This window comes from Leucothrix mucor DSM 2157 (assembly GCF_000419525.1).
In the GTDB taxonomy this organism is placed as follows: domain Bacteria; phylum Pseudomonadota; class Gammaproteobacteria; order Thiotrichales; family Thiotrichaceae; genus Leucothrix; species Leucothrix mucor.
Genome location: NZ_ATTE01000001.1, coordinates 2,605,661 through 2,620,784, shown reverse-complemented (window position 1 = coordinate 2,620,784; position 15,124 = coordinate 2,605,661). Strand labels below are relative to the sequence as shown.

Annotated in this window: 16 protein-coding genes; 11 read left to right on the top strand and 5 right to left on the bottom strand. The window is 46.2% G+C overall.

What is annotated here, in order from left to right; genetic code table 11:
* Nucleotides 1-67: 67 nt before the first annotated feature.
* The 4 genes from LEUMU_RS0111740 (at nt 68) to LEUMU_RS0111725 (ending at nt 4,068) form a co-directional block, all read left to right on the top strand.
* Nucleotides 68-1,069 carry a tetratricopeptide repeat protein gene (locus LEUMU_RS0111740; RefSeq protein WP_022952479.1) on the top strand — a complete coding sequence of 334 codons (1,002 nt, stop codon included), beginning with the start codon at nt 68-70 and terminating at the stop codon, nt 1,067-1,069.
* Between the two features lie 229 nt (nt 1,070-1,298).
* Entirely contained in the window at nt 1,299-1,733 is a 435-nt protein-coding gene (locus LEUMU_RS0111735) for a DUF3429 domain-containing protein (protein WP_022952478.1), read from the top strand.
* 89 nt (nt 1,734-1,822) lie between these two features.
* Nucleotides 1,823-3,271 (top strand): decarboxylating NADP(+)-dependent phosphogluconate dehydrogenase, encoded by a 1,449-nt coding sequence (gnd, locus tag LEUMU_RS0111730; protein ID WP_022952477.1) that lies wholly within the window; start codon nt 1,823-1,825, stop codon nt 3,269-3,271.
* Between the two features lie 164 nt (nt 3,272-3,435).
* Nucleotides 3,436-4,068, top strand: a complete 633-nt coding sequence (locus LEUMU_RS0111725) for a YbhB/YbcL family Raf kinase inhibitor-like protein (RefSeq protein WP_022952476.1) — start codon at nt 3,436-3,438, stop codon at nt 4,066-4,068.
* A gap of 65 nt (nt 4,069-4,133) precedes the next feature.
* Here the strand turns inward: LEUMU_RS0111725 and LEUMU_RS0111720 are convergent, their stop codons facing one another.
* Nucleotides 4,134-5,687 (bottom strand): ATP-binding protein, encoded by a 1,554-nt coding sequence (locus tag LEUMU_RS0111720; protein ID WP_022952475.1) that lies wholly within the window; start codon nt 5,685-5,687, stop codon nt 4,134-4,136.
* A 135-nt stretch (nt 5,688-5,822) separates the two neighbouring features.
* Here LEUMU_RS0111720 and htpG point away from each other — a divergent pair, with 135 nt between their 5' ends.
* Entirely contained in the window at nt 5,823-7,742 is a 1,920-nt protein-coding gene (gene htpG / locus LEUMU_RS0111715; RefSeq protein ID WP_022952474.1) for a molecular chaperone HtpG, read from the top strand.
* Nucleotides 7,743-7,855: 113 nt separating this feature from the next.
* On the opposite strand, the gene LEUMU_RS0111710 is transcribed toward htpG, so the two are convergent.
* The 3 genes from LEUMU_RS0111710 to LEUMU_RS0111700 form a co-directional block, all read right to left on the bottom strand.
* Nucleotides 7,856-8,182, bottom strand: coding sequence for an Hpt domain-containing protein (locus tag LEUMU_RS0111710; protein ID WP_022952473.1), 327 nt, complete (start codon nt 8,180-8,182; stop codon nt 7,856-7,858).
* Between the two features lie 82 nt (nt 8,183-8,264).
* Nucleotides 8,265-8,924, bottom strand: coding sequence for an RluA family pseudouridine synthase (locus tag LEUMU_RS0111705; protein WP_022952472.1), 660 nt, complete (start codon nt 8,922-8,924; stop codon nt 8,265-8,267).
* Nucleotides 8,924-9,583: a histidinol-phosphatase gene (locus LEUMU_RS0111700; protein ID WP_022952471.1), complete on the bottom strand. Its 660-nt coding sequence runs from the start codon at nt 9,581-9,583 to the stop codon at nt 8,924-8,926. Before LEUMU_RS0111700 ends, LEUMU_RS0111705 begins: the two co-directional genes overlap by 1 nt.
* 51 nt (nt 9,584-9,634) lie before the next feature.
* Here LEUMU_RS0111700 and LEUMU_RS0111695 point away from each other — a divergent pair, with 51 nt between their 5' ends.
* Complete coding sequence (locus LEUMU_RS0111695) at nt 9,635-10,174, top strand: RNA pyrophosphohydrolase (RefSeq protein WP_425411595.1); 540 nt, start codon at nt 9,635-9,637, stop codon at nt 10,172-10,174.
* A gap of 23 nt (nt 10,175-10,197) precedes the next feature.
* Here LEUMU_RS0111695 and hemJ read toward each other — a convergent pair whose 3' ends face one another.
* A complete protein-coding gene (gene hemJ / locus LEUMU_RS0111690) occupies nt 10,198-10,620 on the bottom strand; it encodes a protoporphyrinogen oxidase HemJ (RefSeq protein ID WP_022952469.1) in 423 nt (140 codons plus the stop codon).
* 94 nt (nt 10,621-10,714) lie between these two features.
* Here hemJ and argC point away from each other — a divergent pair, with 94 nt between their 5' ends.
* From argC to LEUMU_RS28035, 5 genes are all read left to right on the top strand, one after another.
* Entirely contained in the window at nt 10,715-11,743 is a 1,029-nt protein-coding gene (argC, locus tag LEUMU_RS0111685) for an N-acetyl-gamma-glutamyl-phosphate reductase (RefSeq protein ID WP_022952468.1), read from the top strand.
* 113 nt (nt 11,744-11,856) lie between these two features.
* On the top strand, nt 11,857-12,297 hold the full coding sequence (locus tag LEUMU_RS25775) for a bactofilin family protein (RefSeq protein WP_022952467.1): 441 nt from the start codon (nt 11,857-11,859) through the stop codon (nt 12,295-12,297).
* 102 nt (nt 12,298-12,399) lie between these two features.
* A complete protein-coding gene (gene erpA, locus LEUMU_RS0111675) occupies nt 12,400-12,744 on the top strand; it encodes an iron-sulfur cluster insertion protein ErpA (protein ID WP_211223081.1) in 345 nt (114 codons plus the stop codon).
* Between the two features lie 71 nt (nt 12,745-12,815).
* Nucleotides 12,816-13,625: a ferritin-like domain-containing protein gene (locus tag LEUMU_RS0111670; protein ID WP_022952465.1), complete on the top strand. Its 810-nt coding sequence runs from the start codon at nt 12,816-12,818 to the stop codon at nt 13,623-13,625.
* 184 nt (nt 13,626-13,809) lie between these two features.
* Nucleotides 13,810-14,859, top strand: coding sequence for a transglycosylase SLT domain-containing protein (locus tag LEUMU_RS28035; RefSeq protein WP_211223026.1), 1,050 nt, complete (start codon nt 13,810-13,812; stop codon nt 14,857-14,859).
* Nucleotides 14,860-15,124: the final 265 nt, after the last annotated feature.

Genomic DNA, 15,124 nt, shown 5'->3' with positions numbered 1-15,124 from the left:
GATGTATTAAGAGCTGTATAGAGCTAAGCGCCAACGCAGTTGGCTGTAATTGAACTTCAGGATTGAAATGGAAAAAATAATTAATTTAGTAATTGTACTCGTGATTTTTTCTGGCGTTGCATTTGGAAATCAAATCGATTCTCAGACTAAGGGAGTCGATGACATTTTGGAGAAAGTTAGCACGCTTGAGCAACAGCTTTCTGAGGTTAGGCGTGATCAACTTAACTATTCCATTGAGAAAAATTTATTAAAAGAAGCTTACGGAAGTAATATTCAAACCATAAATTTGATGATAACAGTTGTGCTGGCGACATTCACGGTATTCGCTTTTTTTGGAATTAAGAGTATTGGAAATATACGTGAAGACTTTCGTGATGAGTTGCGACAGCTTAGGGAGGTTCGAGGACAGTCTGAGGAGCGCCTCAAAGAAATTGAGTTCCAGCAAAAAAGGGCGAAAGAAGAGCTGGAAAAAATATCTATAAGTAATGCAACACAAGACACTAGATTGCGAGTGCTTGAGTTAATTGAAAAGGTTTCTTCATATATTCAACGAAATTTTCATCATCAGGCTCTAGAGTATATAGAGATAGGCTTGGATATGGATAGCGATAATACTGCCTTGCTTGAACAAAAGGAGCTATGTCTATTAAAGCTCAAGCGATTTCCGGAAGCTCTATCTGTGTTAGAGAAAATATTAAAATTAGATCCGGAAAACGATAGAGCTGCACTGAATTTGTGCGAATTGTCCTTATTCACTGGGCACCATGATCGATATTTAGAGCTTCGAAATAAACTTAAAGATGTAATATCAAGAAAAGAGTACTTAGCTTGGTTTTTTGATGCTGTTGAACTTTATCAAACCAATAAAGATAAAGAGTTAGTGGGACATATTCGGGAGCTTATAGATAGTATTACAGATGAAAATCTGAAGCAGATAGATTGGGGATTCGAGGAGGCACAGCATTTCATCGTGGATGATAACAACAGAGATGTTACTTCTTCGTTATTGAGAACATTAAAAGTACTTAAAGGGAAAATGCCCGCAAGCGAAGTTTTCACGGAGAATTAGATAATAATTGATTGAAAGGTATCCAAAATCACACGGCCTGTGATGCTCGACAAGCTTTTTTGTCCCAGATGTGCATCGATGGTAACTTGGGGTTAGGTTTATTTGATGTAAATTCTTGTGGATTACTGTTATTTCATGCTGATAAGGAAAAGAAAGTGCTAAATACCTTTATATTGGCTTTGAGGAGTACTGGAATATGAATAAGCAAACCTTATGAGTGGCAACTATTATGGCTATCAATAATTTAGCACTGATTAAACTACTGACCTACCTCGGTGCATTGCCATTCTTTTTGGCTGTCTATGCGAGCGTCTCTAACTACTCTTTTTTAGGAGTTGCTGCGAGTCAATGGTTTCTAACTTATGGCTTGGCGATTTTAAGTTTTATGGCTGGCACCTTATGGGGTCAAGTGGTGAATGAGGAGGTCAGGATCAAACGCATTGCGCTTGCTAGCAATGCCATTACATTGGCTGCTTGGCTTGCCTTTTTATTGGCAGACTCATCGATAGCACTGGTCATTACGGCTTTGGGGTTTATAGCACTCTACTTATTAGAGGCACTGGTTATGAGTCATATCAAGCGGCCAGATTACTATCTCGGCTTAAGGCTTAGAGTGACAGCGTTAGTCGTATTGGCTCATGGACTGATGCTCTGGCAAGCATGAACTTTCCGTAGGGTTTTACCTCAACCCTTGTGATTGCTATCCTGATCGGCGACACTCGCGCCCCATCCGAAACCGATCAGGAATCAAACATGAACTACGACATTGCGCTCATTGGCCTTGCAGTAATGGGTCAGAACCTTATCCTCAATATGAATGATAAAGGTTACAAGGTTGTTGCTTACAACCGCACAGTTTCCGTCACTCAGGATTTCCTCAACGGCCCGGCAAAAGACACTAATATCGTAGGCGCTGAAAGCTACGAAGCCATGGTCGGTATGCTGAGCAAGCCTCGTAAAATCATGTTGATGGTGAAGGCTGGCGATGCAGTTGATGCGGTGATTGATGAGCTGCTGCCACTATTGGATGAAGGTGATGTGATTATCGACGGCGGAAACGCCAACTACCCTGACTCCCAGCGTCGTTCGATCGATCTTAAAGCCAAAGGCATCCGCTTTATCGGTAGCGGTATTTCTGGTGGAGAAGAGGGGGCGCGTTTCGGGCCATCCATTATGCCAGGCGGCAATCCGGAAGCATGGCCACTGGTCAAAGACATTCTCCAAGACATCAGTGCAAAAACTAAAGACGGCCAGCCTTGTTGCGATTGGGTAGGTAGTGATGGCGCGGGCCACTTTGTGAAAATGGTTCACAACGGGATTGAGTATGGCGATATGCAGCTGATCGGCGAAGCGTATCACTTTATGAAAGACCTGCTGAAAATGGACAATGCGGCGATGCAAGCGGTGTTTGCCAAGTGGAACAAAGGCGACCTTGAAAGCTACCTAATCGAAATCACCGCTGACATTCTTAACTTTAAAGAAGATGGCGAGTACGTCGTTGATCGCATTGTTGATAAAGCCGGCCAAAAAGGCACCGGTAAGTGGACGGCGATCAATGCGCTGGACTTTGGTATTCCGGTCACGCTGATTGGCGAAGCGGTATTTGCACGTAGCTTGTCTGCTTTAAAAGATGAGCGCGTCGTGGCGTCTGGTATTTTGCAAGCGCCACCGGCAGTCGACTTATCGGCAGAGCAGGCTGAGTTTGTTGAAGCGCTGGGTGATGCATTGTTAGCGTCAAAAATGGTGTCTTATGCGCAGGGCTTTATGTTGATGCGTGAAGCCTCTGAGCAATTTAACTGGGATCTACAGTACGGTGCGATTGCGCAGCTGTGGCGCCAAGGCTGCATTATCCGTTCGGTGTTCTTAGATGATATCAAGCGCGCTTATGACCGTTCGCCTGAGTTGGATAGTTTGCTGATTGATGAGTATTTCTGTGGCAAGGTCGGCGAGGCGCAAGCGGGCTGGCGTAAGGTGTTAGCTAAAGCGATTGAGGTTGGTATTCCAACACCTGCCATGAGTGCGGCACTGGCATTTTATGATGGCTATCGTACTGCGAATTTACCAGCGAATTTGTTGCAGGCGCAGCGGGATTACTTTGGAGCGCATACTTATGAGCGCACTGACCGCCCAGCGGGTGAGCGTTTCCATTCTAATTGGACGGGTGCGGGTGGTGATGTGCCTAGCTCCAGCTATGATGCTTAATTGCTGTTGAAGTCTTGAACTCGGGCTGAGAGGCTGCGCTACACTAATCTCCCAGCCTGTGTTGAATAGCGCAGGCTAATGAGAGTATTTTTTGGTACTTGGTTATTTGATACTACAATGCGTTTATAACGTCGTTTAAACATCAAGCATAGGAAGTATAAGCAATGAACACACAATTTTCCGTTCACATTGACGCTTGGGCCAATGGCTCAGCAATTCCTGCGAAATACGCATTTGGTCGTCCGGGCACTGATAGCCCATTTGCGCCAAGTGATAATATCAGCCCTGATATTCGCTGGTCTGATGCGCCAGAGGGTACGCGTTCCTTTGCGGTTATCTGTCGTGATCCGGATGTACCATCTTCAGGCGAAGATGTAAATCAAGCAGGCAAGACGGTTCCGGCTGATTTGCCGCGTGTAGATTTCTTTCATTGGGTGCTTGTAAATATTCCTGCTGATGTATCTGGTCTGGATGAAGGTGAAGTGTGTCAAGGCATCACGCCGCGAGGCAAGCCGGTGGGTCAAACCGCACAAGGCCTAACCGGCAAGAATGACTACACCGGATGGTTTGCAGGCGATCCTGATATGGAAGGTACTTACGGTGGCTATGATGGCCCTTGTCCACCATGGAATGACAGTATCGTGCATCACTACCATTTTGAGGTTTATGCGCTGGATGTTGAAACTTTAGAACTGCAAGGTGAGTTCAGTGCTCAGGATGCGTTGGCGGCTATGGAGGGTCATATTCTGGCAAGTGCATCGCATATGGGAACTTATACAATGAATCCCGCTATCTAAAAGTATTGGGGTTGGTGGTCGTTCCTGCATAGCCAGTTCGACCTCTGCTCCAAAAGCAAGTCTTGTCAGCCGCTCACAACCTCAAACCCCACAATATTTCGTGACTCCTTGCTAAACTCCACCCCAATCAAATGAATCGGTTGCCCAAGTCCGCGATACTTATCTGCATAGGCTTTATCTTTAAGTTGCTGTAAGGCTTTACCTTCGGGGGCGATTTCGACGACTTTAAATTCAAACAGATAAATCTGCTGGTTAAACTTCACCGTCATATCCAGCCGTCCGTGGTTGGTGCAGTCTTCAACGATTACAGTCAGCCCCAATGCCGCAAAGTAAGAATAAAATACGCTGGCGTAATAACCTTCAAAATTTTGAATATCGTTATGCGTGTACCAGTGGTGCGGAATGCTGGCGTAAAAGCTGTGGAATAACTGCCGCAGTCCATCAAAGTCATTCACCAGCAATCGACGATAAAGTTGTGAGGATTGCTGGGTCTGACGCGTTTTATCCTGTACTAGTACCGAAAGCAGGTTTTCATTGAGGCTTTGATAGACTTCACGGTTGGGATAGCCGAGCGTGTAAAAGTATTGCCCGCCTAAGTTTTCTTCGTGCTTAATGGTCAAGTAGCCTGTTTGGAATAGCAGGGCTTCGGTGGCAATCTCTTCAATATCAAAGCTGGAAAGAATGGCACTGCTGCTAAGCATATTATCAAGTTGCAGGCTGGGTACTTGGCGCTTAAACAGTAAATCGACTAAGAAGGTAGGCGTGCCAGTTTCAAACCAGTAGTTTCTGAATTCACGCTTATCAAACAGTTGCAGAATATCAAAGGGGTTATAAACACCTTCACCCCGCCAATGATAACCATTGTACCAGTCACGTATGGCTTGGCGATCAAGTCCATCAAGCTCGGCGGCAAAGGTTTGATCGATATCCTTATCGGTGTAACCACAAAGCGAGGAGTAGCGCTTATCCAATGAAATGTCGTTGAGGTTATTCAGGCCGGAAAATAAGCTGACTTTTGAGAACTTGCTAACGCCGGTTAATAGGCTAAAGCGAATATGCGCGTCGTAGTCTTTAATGACGCCATAAAACCCGCGCAGAAAATCACGATTTGCCTTGGCAATCTCGGGGTGTTCCAACGCATCAAGCATCGGTTTGTCATACTCGTCAATGAGTACGACAACTGGCAGGCCGGTGGTTTTATGCAGCTGTACCAGAAGATCAGCAAAGCGCCCACTGGCATCCTCAAACTGTTTCTGGAGGCCAAAGGTTTGTTCCAAATGACTGAGCTGTGTGTTTAGTGTCGACTCCAGTCCATTTCCCTGACTGTATTCTTTACTGCCAAAGCTAAAACGAATGACAGGATATTGCACTGACCAATCCCAGTGTGGGTGAATGGCTAAGTCTTCAAAGAGTGGGCTGTTGCCTTCAAAAATCTCTTTCAATGTGTCCAGAAACAAGCTTTTACCGAAACGACGTGGACGGGATAGAAAGTAGTGCTTTCCACTTTGAATTAATTGCAGTGCCAGCGCTGTTTTATCCACGTAATAGTGATTATTTTCGCGAATCTCCCGAAAGGTTTGAATGCCAATTGGGAGTCGTTTGCGGTCTGCTGTGCTCATGATGCCTACGCGTTCGATTGTGTTTATGCAGTTTAGCATGAAGAAAAATTCAGGTTTAACAACAATTGGCCTTGAATTCCATCGGGCAGCCCCAAAATTCCTTTCACAGTGATTAACCAATTTAGGAAAACCCAGATGACACAACCACAAGCTAAAGAGTCGATGCAGTTTCAGACAGAAGTGAATCAGCTTCTGCAACTGATGATCCACTCTCTGTATTCCAATAAAGAAATATTTCTGCGTGAATTGATTTCCAACGGTGCGGATGCCTGTGACAAGTTACGCTTTAACGCGATTTCAGATGACTCCTTATATGAAGGCGACGGCGAGTTGCGCATTGAAGTTGAGTTTGATGAAGCCGCGAATACCGTCACCATCCGTGATAACGGTATTGGTATGACTCGTGACCAAGTGATTGAGCACATCGGTACCATCGCTAAATCAGGCACAAAAGAGTTCTTATCAAAGCTGGGCGATGACGCCGCAAAGAACTCTAACCTGATCGGTCAGTTCGGTGTTGGTTTCTACTCTGCCTTTATCGTGGCAGACAAAGTGACGTTGACGACGCGTGCAGCGGGCCAAACTGAGTCAGTGACTTGGGAATCTGATGGCCAGAACGGCTACACATTAGAAACTGCTGACAAAACAACTCGCGGTACAGAAATCGTTCTGCACCTGAAAGAAGAAGAGAAAGAATTCGCCAACGGCTACCGTCTGCGTAACGTCATTTCAACCTACTCGGATCACATTCCGCTGCCGGTTAAAATGCTTAAAACACCAGAGCCTGAGTTCGATGACGAAGGCAATGTTAAAGAAGACGCTGAGCCAAAAGCACCAGAGTGGGAAGTGGTTAACAAAGCCAATGCACTGTGGACTATGCCTAAGAGCGAAATCAAAGACGAAGACTATCAGGAATTCTACAAGCACATTGCCCATGATTGGCAGGATGCACTGGCATGGTCTCACAACCATGTAGAAGGTAAGCTGGAATACAAGTCTCTGTTATATGTCCCTGCTAAAGCACAGATGGATTTGTGGGAGCCAGAGCAGCGTAACGGCATTAAGTTGTACGTGCAGCGTGTGTTCATTATGGATGACACCAAGAATCTGATGCCTCACTACCTGCGTTTCGTGCGCGGTGTAATCGATTCTAACGATCTGCCATTGAACGTGTCACGTGAGATTCTGCAAAGCAATCACGTTATCGACAGCATGAAGAAAGCGTCTGTGAAGAAGGTGCTTGGCTTGCTGGAGAAGATCGCTAAGGATGACGCTGAGAAGTATCAGTCATTCTGGAATGAGTTCGGTAAAGTGCTGAAAGAAGGCCCAACTGAAGATGCGGCTAACAAAGAGCAGATTGCTAAGTTGTTGCGTTTCTCTTCTACTCATACGGACTCTTCAACTCAGGATGTGACGCTGGAAGATTACGTGTCTCGCATGCAGGAAGGTCAGGAAAAGATTTACTACGTTACTGCTGATACGTTCACCGCAGCGAAAAACAGCCCACACCTGGAAGTATTCCGCTCCAAAGGCATCGAAGTACTGTTGCTGTCTGACCGCGTAGATGAGTGGATGATCAGTGGCTTGACTGAGTTTGATGGTAAGTCACTGCAGTCAGTTGCTAAGGGCGAGTTGGATCTGGGTAAATTGGATTCTGAAGAAGATAAGGAAGAGCAAAAGAAGGTTGAAGACGAAGCACAATCTTTATTGAAGCATTTGAAAGAAGTGCTGGAAGATAAGGTTGATGATGTGCGTGTTTCTCACCGTCTGACGACTTCACCTTCTTGTATCGTACTGAATGAGCAAGATATGGCGCTGTACATGCAGCAACTGATGAAGCAAGCCGGCCATGCAATGCCATCTAGCAAGCCGATTCTGGAAATCAATCCGACTCACCCATTGTTGGTGCGTATGGAAAGTGAAGCCGATGATGAGCAGTTCAAAGACTGGGCAAGCATCCTGTTTGATCAGGCGTTGTTGGCAGAAGGTGGCCATCTGGAAGATCCAGCAGGCTTCGTTCACAAGCTGAACGCGCTGATGCTGAAGCTGTCATAAGCTAGTACATCGTAAGTTAGTTTGACGCTTACAAAAAAGCCGCTCCCGTTAAAGGAGCGGCTTTTTTTTATGGGCCTTTTATGCCCAAGTCGTTAACAGATTAACGTCAGCGCTTAAAGTACGGCGGTTTTAATCGTTTCAAACATTGATTGCGCTTGCTCGTACAGCTCGCCGGTATTACTTAAGTCATTCGCCGCTGCGCCTTCTTCAATCTGGCGAGCCAGTTCAGACAGTTGCATCGCGCCAAGGTATCCAGTGCTGGACTTTAGGTTGTGTGCTGCGCGCTTTACGCCATCGGCATCATTCGAGGCAAGGCCCGTTTTGATGCCATCGAGTGCATCCTGATTTTCTGAGAAAAACATTTCCAGAAAGGATGGAAACTCTTCTTCCAGTAAGTCCTTCAGGCCGTTGTATGTTTCAATATCCAGTAATTCTTCCATGTGTTCTCAATGCTCTATCTAATATTTTGCTGCTAATCTTAGCAGGCAGAGGAGGGGGTAAACAATCTTTAAGCCTAGCAGTTTAAAATGGGATGCTTGATGAATACCGGAGTGTTTGATGGGTAATAGGGTGTTCAAAAGACAGCTCATTAGCATGTAACAGTAGTCGCTCAGAGCGCTGTTGTGTTTCAGGGCTGGCATAGAGCCTGTCACCGAGTATGGCATGGCCGATAAATTCGAGATGCACTCGCAACTGATGAGTACGGCCAGTTTCTGGTTTTAGCTCCACCCGTGTAATGCCGGAATTCAGGTCGCGTGATAGCACTTTGAAATAAGTGATTGAAGGTTTTCCCATTAACGGCGCGACCATTTGTTTAGGTCGGTTTGGCCAGTCAGCCATGATCGGAAAATCAATCCGGCCACTATCCGCATCAATAATGCCTTCGACCACGGCGCAATAAGTTTTCTCGATGTTACGTTCTGAGAATAAGCGGCTGAGCTGGCGATGGGCCTCTTTATTACGTGCGATGACCATAATGCCAGAGGTAGCCATATCCAGCCGATGTACAATTAGGGCATCCGGAAAAGTTAATTGCACCCGGCTGATCAGGCTGTCTTGTTTATCGTCTCCGCGACCGGGTACTGAGAGTAATCCTGCAGGTTTTTCAACCAATAGCAGGTCATCGTCCAAATACAGGACGTTAATACTCTCAGGCGGCGGTGGCAGATACGGTAAATTCATTAGTCATCAATTAAGGAAATAATGTCCCAGTTACGAGCTTGTGCAATGTCTTTGAGCTTAGGATCAGGATCAACAGCAATCGGGTAGGTTACGCATTCCAGCAGTGGCAGGTCGTTGTGCGAGTCACTGTAGAAGTAGCTGCCTTCCAGTGTTTCATTGTTATTCTCAAGCCAAGCGTTTAGGCGTGTCACTTTACCTTCACGGAAAGAGGGCACGCCATCAATTTTGGTGGTGTAACGTCCGTCAACAATCAGTGGTTCAATCGCGAGCAGGTTATCAATGCCAAACGCGGTAACAATCGGGCGGGTAATAAAGCTGTTGGTGGCGGTAATCACCATCAAGGTGTGGCCCATTGCCTTATGTTGTGCAATCAGTGCCTTCGATTTGTTCGACATGACCGGTTCAATATAGTTTCGCATAAATTCTTGGTGTAGCTCAGCCAGTTCTTCCATAGTACGCGAGGCTAGGCTCGCGAAGCTGAACGCCGCATATTCATGAATATCTAAGGTGCCATTTTGATACTGTGTGTAGAAGGCTTTGTTGCTGGCAGCATGCTCCTGATCATCGACTAGTTTGTTATCCACCAGAAATTGACCCCATAAGTAGTCGCTGTCATTGCTTAGTAGGGTGTGGTCCAGATCAAAAAGTGCCAGTGTCATAGTGTAAACTCGTGTTTAGCATAAAAAAAACCACATTATAGCCGCTAACGTTTGCTGATTGATGACAGTTATGAAAAAATCGCTCCATCAAGATTTATAATGGAGAATGTCGTGATAGACGAGAATGGTTTTAGACCAAACGTTGGCATTATCCTCTCCAATAACGATGGCAAAGTCTTCTGGGGGAAACGAATCGGGCAACGGTCCTGGCAGTTTCCACAAGGTGGCATCAATGAAGGTGAAACTCCGCTCGAAGCAATGTATCGCGAGCTTCATGAGGAGGTTGGTTTAACATCTGAACACGTTGAGGTAGTCGGCTATACGTCCGACTGGTTGCGTTATCGTCTGCCGAAACATTTGATTCGCAGACGATCTACACCGACTTGTATTGGTCAAAAGCAGGTCTGGTTCCTGCTGCGGTTGACCACGGATGATTCCTTTGTCGATCTTAAGGCGACTTCAGTGCCTGAGTTTGACGGCTGGCGTTGGGTACATCACCAGCGTTCAATTAGAGAGGTGGTTTATTTTAAACGAACGGTATATGAGAAAGCCCTACGTGAGCTTTCCCCATTACTTCCCTCGTTTGAGTAAGTGCTGAATAGTGGTTGTCAGGCCTAGAACGGTTTGACAACCACCATAATAACAATCACGATCAAAGCCACCGCAGGCGCTTCATTAAACCAGCGATACCACACATGACTGCGCTGATTACGCCCTTCACGAAACTCCAACATAATTCGATAACACCAGTAGTGATAGCCAAACAGCGCTGCGATAAAAACGAGCTTTAGCATAAACCAGCCGCTGGTAACCAAATATCCCCAATTCATAGACAACAGCCCGACACCAAAGAATACGGTGACCGCTGCGCCGATTGTCATAATGCCAAACAAGCGTTTTTCCATCACCTTGAACAAGTCAAAGCTGGCGTTGTTTTCGTCCATTGCATGGTAAATAAACAAGCGCGGTAGGTAGAAGAGACCTGCGAACCACGTGACCATAAAAATGACGTGAATTGCTTTGAGCCATAAATACATGAGTTGACCTTGGGGTTGAGTGCTGAAATGGGCGTAGATTGCCGACTAAATCCCCGTTATTATAAAGGCCAACAATTTGGAGTTGCGAATTATTATGAAAAAAATCGGCATTGTAGGCGCTACGGGTTATACCGGCGTTGAGTTGCTGCGGTTGCTGTCTATGCACCCCGGCGTTGAAGTGAGCTTTGTAACCTCTCGCGGTAATGCTGGTTCTCGCGTGGATGCAATGTTTCCAAACCTGCGCGGTCATTGCGACATTGAATTCAGTGATCCGGGTGACGATGCGTTGGGTGATTGCGATTTGGTTTTTTTCGCAACGCCAAACGGGATTGCGATGGAGCATACCCCTGCATTATTGAAATCTGGCGTGAAAGTCATCGATTTAGCGGCTGATTTCCGTATTAAAGATGTGGATGTTTGGTCGAAATGGTATGGCATGACACATGCTTGCCCGGATTTAGTGGCTGAAGCCGTGTATGGCTTACCAGAAATGTACCGTGATGACATTCGTGGTGCGCAGCTGGTTGCCAACCCCGGTTGCTATCCAACGGCCGTAACTTTAGGTTATTTGCCGCTGATTGAATCCGGCAAAGTGAATCTGGAAGAGTTGATTGCAGATACCAAATCAGGCATTAGTGGTGCAGGGCGTCAGGGTAAATTAGCCAATATTTACAGTGAAGCGGGTGAGAGTTTTAAAGCTTACGCCACACCAGGCCATCGCCATCAACCCGAAATCGCACAGACCTTGGCAAAGGTTGCCGGTACTGATGTGGATCTGACATTCAGCCCGCACTTGCTGCCCATTATTCGTGGTATTCATGCGACCTTGTATGCGCGTGATGATGGCTCGCTAGATTTACAAAATATGTATGAGCAGCGTTATAAAGACGAGCGATTTGTGGATGTATTGCCAGCGGGCTCACAGCCTGAGACGCGTTCGGTAAAAGGCAGCAATATGTGCCGGATTGCCATGCATCGTCCGGGTAATGGCAGCCGCATTGTTGTGTTGTCAGTTATTGATAACTTGGTTAAAGGTGCAGCCGGTCAGGCGGTTCAGAATATGAACTTAATGCTGGGCTTTGAGGAAGATGAGGCCTTACGTCATCCGGGAATGCTGCCATAGAACGGTAAACGTCCTAAACCAATAGAAAAAAGGGTGTATATTGTGCTTCAGACTACGCGGAGGGCTTATCCTCGTGGTTTGAGCACAATTGGTGATAAACAGGATTATGTAATATGTTCAAAAAGAACAAAAAAAAGCAGGTTGTTGAGGCGCCGGTTGCTCGTCCTCGCGTGGATGCAGTATTAAACCGTACCTTGAAAATTGCTGGGGATGTGTATTTTTCCGGAATTTTGCACGTTGAGTGCACGATTGAAGGGGACTTAATCTCGGACGATGAAAATAGTACCTTGATTTTGAGTGATGCCGGACATATTAAAGGAAGTGTGAAGTCAGCGAATGTTATGATCAATGGCCGCATTGATGGAAACGTGCTGGCAAACAATAAGGTTGAGCTTTACGAAAAGTCACGAATTAATGGCGACTTGCATTACAATCTGCTGGAAATGGCAGTGGGAGCAGGCGTTACCGGAAAGCTGGTTCATCATGAATTGATCAGCCACGTACATGAAAACGCTGAAGGAGTTCCGGCTCATCTATCAGTGCCGAAAGCCTAATATCAGTAAAATAGTCTGCTTGTTGGTGGGCTGTTAAAAAAGTCGTTACACTATACTTATACGTGTATACGCACAGGAGATTTGAAAATGTCAGTTGAAACTATGTCGATGGAAGAAATGTCGCCGCTAAACTTTACCGATGCTGCGGCCAGTAAGGTTAAAACCCTGATTGAAGAAGAAAACAACCCAGCGCTTAAACTGCGCGTGTTTGTTTCTGGTGGCGGATGTTCCGGCTTTCAGTATGGTTTTACCTTTGATGAAAACATTAATGACGGTGATACCTCCGTTGAAAACTCAGGGGTTACTTTGCTGATCGATCCAATGAGTTTTCAGTATTTGGTGGGTGCCGATATTGATTATACCGAAGGTTTGGAAGGCGCACAGTTTGTGATTCGCAATCCAAATGCAACAACGACTTGTGGTTGTGGTTCTTCATTCAACGTCTAATCATTAGCCGTTAGTATTGATCCATGATTCAGAACCCCGCTTAGGCGGGGTTTTTCATTTCAGGAATTAAAATGTCTACTACTGTCTCTATTCATGAAGCTGCTTATGCTTGTTTAATGGAATCTGATATTGCTCAGAAGCTGCTTCAGGCCGAGGCGTTGTATCAGCGTTTTATCGCGCTTGAGGTATTGCCTCGGGAAGCAACCGATACGGTTGTATCTGTGCCAGTTGCAGGCAAGCCGGAGAAGCCGGAGCTGGTTTCTCCCCGCGATGTGAAGTCCCGCAAACTAAGCTCTGAAGTCGGGCGTGCGACCTTGGTGCATGCCATTGCGCATATTGAGTTTAATGCAATTAATTTAGCGCTGGATGCAGTGTATCGCTTTCGTGATATGCCAGATCAATATTATCTGGATTGGCTGCTGGTGGCGCGCGAAGAAGCCAAGCATTTTGGTTTATTACAAGCTCGTTTGAAAGACATGGGTTATGCCTATGGTGATATGAAAGCGCATAATGGCTTGTGGGAAATGGCAGTAAAAACCGACCACGACACCTTAACGCGCATGGCCTTGGTGCCACGGGTGATGGAAGCGCGTGGGCTTGATGTCACGCCGGGCATGATTCAGCGATTAGAGCAGGTTGGTGATATGGCAACGGTTGAAATTCTACATGTGATTTTGGCCGAAGAAATTGGCCATGTGGCGATTGGCTCGCATTGGTTTAAGTATTGCTGTGAGCTGCAGGGGCTAGAGCCAGAGCCTACCTTTATCAAGCTGTTGGAAGAGTATATGGGCAATGGATTACGTGGCCCTTTTCATACGGAAGCACGTTTGCAGGCTGGCTTTTCAGAGCAAGAAATGGAGCAACTGGCGAAGCTTGGTTAAGCGACTTACTAAGCAGGCCCTCACTTGAAGCCAGCGTTTATCTGGGTCAAACCCTACTGATTTGTAATCTTTCATAAAAATGGCTTGGGGTATACTCCGCCTGAAAAGAGGATACTAAGCCAAAATAATAATGGTATTCTTGGGTTGCGAGGAGCTTAGCAACATTAAACCGAGTATGGACACATTGAAAATTACATCAGAGCGATTCAAAAGCTTGCTGTTGGGCTGTTTAGTGCCGACACTTTTTTCGGCGACAGCTGCTTATGCTGACCCATCGCTTAGCTTGGCAAGCCGATTGAAAGAGTTTAACTCAGTGCCTGTTGCAGTCGCTGAACAGGTCATGGCGGCAAAGCCAAAACGTGCTTCATCGCGAGGTCGTCGTGCTTGTCATCAGTCAAGTGCTGAAACGATTCTAAAGCGGGCGAATGATTATCAGCCTTATATTCGTGCAGCGAGTACTCGGCATGGCGTCACTGAAGCGTTGATTATCGCGGTCATTACGGCTGAAAGTTGTTTTGCTGAGCAAGCCCGTTCTCCGGTTGGCGCTCAAGGCTTAATGCAGCTAATGCCTGCTACGGCTAGTCGCTTCGGAGTGACTGATGCGTATCAAGCCTCACAAAATATTCAAGGTGGCACCCGCTACTTAAAGTTTCTGATGAAGAAATTCTCTGGAAACCTACCGCATGTGATTGCCGCTTATAATGCGGGTGAGGGCGCAGTAGACCGTTATTCAGGCATTCCGCCATATCGCGAAACACAAGAGTATGTACGACGCGTGACTGCCGTGTATAAGCGCTTGCGTGGTGAGCCGGCTGCACAGCCGCAACCTGCTGCCGCACCCGACCTGGCTTCAACGCTTGCCAAACTTGCACCAGAGCCGATTCGCCGCGCTGACACGCGAGGCTATTTTATTAAGCCAGATTACAAGTGGAAGGATAAAAACGGTCGTTATGCAACGGTACCGGTGAGTACCAGCAGGCGTGGAGTTGCTCCAAATACTGCTTCAGCCGTGTGTCGTGACACGCCATCTGCCCAAATTCGTAATGTTAGTGATCTGACTAAACGCAGAAATTCATGGAAAAGGCATCATACGGTGACTAACGCCACATCCTTAGCCAGTTTGGCGAGAACGATAGGCGTATCCATGCAGGAATTGCTTCGTTTAAACCGTGGGGTGTCGCGTTTGAAGGTGAGAAAAGGGGAGCAGCTGTTGGTCTGGGAGTGCAGTAAGTAGATCGTTCTTTGACAAACGGTTACTTAATGTATTATCTTAAGTCTCAGGTGTTTGATCTTGTTATATAAGGGAAAAACGCGGGCTTAGGGAATTACTCAGGACTCTCATTAGGGCTATCTACTGCTTATACAATACACTAGAGGTGGACGTTTAGTCACTTGTTAGATGCTATTGTATATAAATACAGTTGGTGAGTAAAATGGCACCGCTTGTTCCTCTGGCGAATCTTTCTGATCTTTGCCTGTGCTAACTTGAATCATATTTT